4 protein-coding genes and 1 rRNA gene (1 of these 5 running past the window's edge) are annotated in these 4,993 nt (G+C 41.4%); 3 read left to right on the forward strand and 2 right to left on the reverse strand.

Features of this window, described 5'->3' with window-relative positions; genetic code table 11:
• Positions 1 to 81 (forward strand): 5S ribosomal RNA (rrf, locus tag JGK07_RS32700) (it extends 37 nt beyond the left edge of the window).
• A gap of 80 nt (positions 82 to 161) precedes the next feature.
• On the opposite strand, the gene JGK07_RS32705 is transcribed toward rrf, so the two are convergent.
• Positions 162 to 884 carry a hypothetical protein gene (locus JGK07_RS32705; RefSeq protein ID WP_293184974.1) on the reverse strand — a complete coding sequence of 241 codons (723 nt, stop codon included), beginning with the start codon at positions 882 to 884 and terminating at the stop codon, positions 162 to 164.
• Positions 885 to 1,050: 166 nt separating this feature from the next.
• Positions 1,051 to 2,151, reverse strand: a complete 1,101-nt coding sequence (locus JGK07_RS32710) for a peptidoglycan DD-metalloendopeptidase family protein (RefSeq protein ID WP_293230673.1) — start codon at positions 2,149 to 2,151, stop codon at positions 1,051 to 1,053.
• A gap of 189 nt (positions 2,152 to 2,340) precedes the next feature.
• Between JGK07_RS32710 and JGK07_RS32715 the strand changes: the two genes are divergently transcribed.
• Positions 2,341 to 3,660 carry an NB-ARC domain-containing protein gene (locus JGK07_RS32715; RefSeq protein ID WP_293191739.1) on the forward strand — a complete coding sequence of 440 codons (1,320 nt, stop codon included), beginning with the start codon at positions 2,341 to 2,343 and terminating at the stop codon, positions 3,658 to 3,660.
• Between the two features lie 165 nt (positions 3,661 to 3,825).
• Positions 3,826 to 4,935 (forward strand): serine/threonine-protein kinase, encoded by a 1,110-nt coding sequence (locus tag JGK07_RS32720; protein ID WP_293226776.1) that lies wholly within the window; start codon positions 3,826 to 3,828, stop codon positions 4,933 to 4,935.
• The last annotated feature ends 58 nt before the right edge of the window (positions 4,936 to 4,993 follow it).

The raw sequence follows: 4,993 nt of genomic DNA on the forward strand, positions 1-4,993 counted from the left end.
ATCCCGAACTCGGTTGTTAAACGCTGCGGTGGCGAAGATATTTGGCGGGTCACTGCCTGAGAAAATAGCTCGATGCCTGGTTGTGTTTTTTTGTAGTGTTAAGGGGCCGTGCGCATTCGGAAAGAGAGAGAATGAAGGTCACTATCACAGACAAAAACCAATTATCCGGACATAATATCAGAGTTTATTTGAGCAATTTCTCTGGCGAGCGATCGCACTGTTGGGAATCCCTTCCTCCTCCAAAAAGAGTGAATGGTTTGGGTATTGATATTCAACTGTCGCGCGATCTCGCTTAGTTTTTCTGGCGACTGGTGCAAAAACATTTTTTTAGCAATAATTTGACAGTTGCAGTCGGGACGATTTTTAGGATAACACTTTCGCAGTTTAGCTTCGGGAGCTCGATTAATGTATTGCGCGATCTTTCGTGCTAAACTTTTGTTTTCCTCAGCTTCAAGCGGTTCGATATAAGCGTCAATACTGCCCAAACATGGGTGGTAAAATTGGCTGCGTTCTCTAACATCTAGGGAAACCATATTTTTGGGTTTTGCAGCGTATAAATCTCTAATTCGATACCGGAGATTACCGTTAATCCAAGTCACGAAACTGTCTCGAATCGGAGAACTGCGGGGATGAAAATTGTGAAGGTTATTGTCTAACCATTCCCAAGTTTTATTTACCGCTTCTAAATAATAGGGATGAGAACTTTTTGACAATTTTGGCAAGCGTTGCACTTTCAGCAACAATCGCTCCATTGATTTTCGACGCTGCAAACTATCGCGAGGTTGCGAGCAAATAGTTAAAATGAGTTGACACAGTTGTTCATCTTGGGGAGTGCGATCGGAATATTGTTCTAGTGCTGCTGTCAATTTACTTATGCGCTCCATCACAGTCCTCCTAGTAAACGAACCTCTATTTAAGGTTGTCAAAAATCAGGGCTAAGTTGCCAAGGATTTAAGATGATTTCATACAAGCGATCGCTTGTATGAAATCTTGGGCGATCGCTCTTTTACCTTCGATATTAATGGTGAGAAGAAATCAAGAAACTCAACATCAGACAAATTTGAAATCAACTCTTCCCGTTCGGGCAGTTAAGCTCAAGTCTGTTACCCCCTGAACAATACCAATCCTATCTGCGTTTTTCAAGGAAATTATGGTATCAGAACCCTGACGGATTAACTGATAGTCGTTAGCGCTTCCTTTGAGTTGGATGTAGTCATCTCGAGTTGAATAATCTGTAATAATTGCATTACCGTCACCTTGATAGAAAACTCCTTGTCGTGCATTGCCAAGTACAAAAGTATCTGCACCAGCTCCACCCGTTAAAGTGTCAAATTCGCGACTGACATAACTGGCATAGCCGTCAAGGTAATCATTTCCATTGCCGCCAATGAGGGAATCATTGCCCGCTTCGCCGTACAGGCTATCATTGCCACCCAAACCGATTAAAGTATCGTTGCCGGCTCCTCCACTAATGCGATCGTCCCCTTCTGTGCCCCTTTTTGTGTTTACAGGAACACCGCCACCATTTTTCGACTCCGAGTAGGCTTGAAGTGGACTCATTGTATTGGTTAGAACAAAATTCCGACTTCCTTTTGTTTGATAGGGAATTCCACCAATAATACTAGAATCAAAAGGTGAAGTTTGAACCTCTATGTGGAGATGAGTGTTCCCACTTTGGTTTTTCACTGTACCGATCGCATCTCCAATATTCACAGAATCTCCAGCTTTCTTGCTGGTTTGGATGTGACCATATATCCAGCGCTTTCCATCATTACCTTCTACAGTCACAAATTGCCCAGTTGCACCATAAGATACAACATTAATGATTTTTCCCGGAACTACCGCTGAGACATTTATGTTCGCACCAACTGCATAATCAATCCCAGCGTGGGAGACATTATTACCATTGTAGGGATTGCCATTAGCACCGCTGTATTCGTAGGCATAACCAGCACTCATTGGGGCGGAGAATCCAACCAGTTTTTGAGACAATTCCCTAGAGAGTTGTTTCACTTCTGGTGAGGCTTCTTTGATATTGGTAAGCTTACCACCTGTACTGGAATTATCGTCAAATTGCCAGCCATCTCCACTTTGTAAATCCCACTGTTGGTCGGTTGTCGGTAAAGGCACAATCGTTACTCCTGTTTTCATCGATTGACTTGACATTTACTATGTTGTTTCAAAACCAATAATTTTTCAGTCTGGTAAAGTGGGTTGTTTCACAGCTCAATTTTGTCGATAAAAGTCGCTTTTGGCTGAGTTGGTCGGCAAGAGTTGGAAAAAGTAGGACGATCGGAAAATGGGTTATACTGAAGTATGATTTTTGCATAACTCCCAAATATGAACGTTGACACTGCGTTAGAACTTGCAGAGGCGTCTTTTCATGCTCGGACGGGGAGATCCCCAACCGATCTGCAAAAAAACATATTTCGTAAGGTATTAGAAGATAAGACTTACGAGCAAATTTCCAGTGAATGTAACTGCAACCTGAGTTATGCTAAGGAGTTAGGTTCCGAATTCTGGCAACTGCTGTCATCTGCACTGGGGAAAGAGGTTAGGAAAAAAAGCTTTAAGAATATACTTGCAGAAGACGATCGCTCCTCACCAACTCTTCCGCTGCCCGAAAAATTGCCAGAATCAGCGATCGCCCGTTCTCGACAAGATTGGGGGGAAGCCCCTGATGTCTCTGTTTTCTACGGACGTACAGAAGAATTGACCGCACTGAAGCAGTGGATTGTAACAGACCGCTGTCGGCTGGTGGCACTGTTGGGCATGGGGGGAATTGGCAAAACGTCTCTGTCTGTCAAACTGGCACAAGAAATTCAAAATGATTTTGATTTCATTATCTGGCGAAGTCTCGATCGCACTCCACCCATACATACCGTCCTCAAAGACATCATCCGATTTATCTGTAGCCAAGAGGAAACAAATTTACCAGAAACACCCTCTGATGCCATCTCGCGAGCGATCGAGTGTTTAAACGCGCACCGATGTTTGGTAATAATTGATGGAGTCGAGACAATTATGGAAACAGGTTTGTTGGCTGGCAGATATCGAGACGGATATCAGGATTACGGTAGATTTTTCAAAAAAGTAGGTGAATTGAACCATAAAAGCTGCTTGGTATTGACAACTTCAGAAAAATCTATCGACATTTCATTATTAGAAAATCGAACTCGCCTTGTTCGCTCTCATAAAGTGAGTGGCTTGAAAAATGAACCCGCACAGCAAATTCTTCTCGAACGAGGGTTAGTAAAAGAAAAAGAATGGAATGATTTTATTGAAAGGTACGAAGGAAATCCTTTAGCACTATGGATGATTTCAGCAACAATTATCACTTTATTTGCTGGTAAAACTTCTGATTTTCTCAGAACAGGTACGATTTTTATAGGAGGTCAAATAGAGGTAGTTTTATCCCAGATGTTTGAACGTGTAACTGATTTAGAAATAAAAGTAATGTGTCAATTAGCTATACTTAACAAATCTGTTGACTTTAATCAATTGCGATCGGAGATTTCGTCAGATATATCTAGCTCAACATTAATGAATGCTTTGGAGTCATTAAGTTGGCGATCGCTGATCGAAACCGAAATCGGTCAAGACTTGTTTAGGCTACAGCCTGTAATTAGGAAATATGTTATTAATCATTATTGTATGTAACAAATAACAATTTTTAGGTCGTAGTCTGAAATCCTTGATTTTCCCGAAAGCCTATAGTGTGCTTTGTTAGCGTTCCCCTCGTTCTCGATCGCCCTGAAACCCTGATTCTACGGTTGGCGATCGAAAACTGTCCGAAGAGTTGAAATAAAGCATATTTTATTTGCCATGCTTCAGCCTGGATTGATACTTCAAAATCGCTATCGTATTGTGCAAGAGTTAGATTTGGATACTCGCGGAGGATTTGGCAAAATCTTTGATATTGTTGAGGATCAAGGGATGCCAAAAATTCTCAAAGTTCTGCATTTTGAGAATTGTTCAAACTTGCAGGAAAAACAAATAGCAGTATCCCTGTTTGAGCGAGAGGCTCATGTCTTAATACGACTAGATCATCCAGGAATTCCTAAAGTAGAACCCGACGGATATTTTCTCTATCAAGAAGGAGGAAACACGCTTTACTGTCTAGTGATGGATAAAATTTACGGTCATAATTTGCAGCAGTGGCTAAAGCAGATAGATTATCAACCCATCAGCCAACAACAAGCAATTAATTGGTTAAAGCAACTGGTAAATATTCTAGCTTACTTGCATCAGCAGCATTATTTTCACCGAGATATTAAGCCAGCAAATATCATATTAAAACCTGACGGTCAACTGGTGTTAATCGACTTTGGAGCAGTGCGGATAATCACAAACACTTACCTTTCAAAAATTGCGGACGAGAATGAGGGGGAAGTTACAAAGATATATACCAAAGGCTACGCTCCGTTCGAGCAAATAAAAGGCAAAGCGCTGCCTCAATCCGATTTCTATGCCTTGGGACGCACTTTTGTCTTTCTTTTAACCGGAAAAAATCCAACTGACCTTGAAGACGAGCTATATCAAGAGGTGATTTGGCGAGATCAAGCACCACAAATTTCGGGATTGCTGGCAGATTTAATTGATGAGCTGATGGCTTTCTATCCGAAGAATAGACCGAAAAATCCCGAAGCAATTTTACAGGCTATAGCTAAGATTGAATGCCCTAGTGAAGAAGGGTTGTCGGCAGTTCCTCCGACTGAGTTACAGGGAATTAGCCCGCTGAATACTGAAAGAAAGTGGCTGAAGTCATTTGCTAAAACTAAGAAAGCATTAGTCGGAATTGGAATAACAGCATTTGCCTGCGTCAGTGTATTAATTTTACCTAAATTTGTTCCTTTACAAGGTCAACCTCCTGCACCTTTAAAAAATCTTTCTCTAACGGGACTTAAACAAATTTTAAGCCCAAACAAGGCCTAAACTGGCTTTATAAGCCGAGAATACGTCCCAATTTTGGTTCAACCATTTCACAAATCTA

This window comes from Microcoleus sp. PH2017_24_DOB_U_A (genome assembly GCF_020738205.1).
GTDB lineage: Bacteria > Cyanobacteriota > Cyanobacteriia > Cyanobacteriales > Microcoleaceae > Microcoleus.

What these genes read in the sequence shown, in the direction of transcription:
- JGK07_RS32720 (WP_293226776.1), top strand. Translation starts at nt 3,826, where the DNA reads ATGCTTCAGCCTGGATTGATACTTCAAAATCGCTATCGTATTGTGCAA.
- JGK07_RS32715 (WP_293191739.1), top strand. Translation starts at nt 2,341, where the DNA reads ATGAACGTTGACACTGCGTTAGAACTTGCAGAGGCGTCTTTTCATGCT.
- JGK07_RS32705 (WP_293184974.1), bottom strand. Translation starts at nt 884, where the DNA reads ATGGAGCGCATAAGTAAATTGACAGCAGCACTAGAACAATATTCCGAT.
- JGK07_RS32710 (WP_293230673.1), bottom strand. Translation starts at nt 2,151, where the DNA reads ATGAAAACAGGAGTAACGATTGTGCCTTTACCGACAACCGACCAACAG.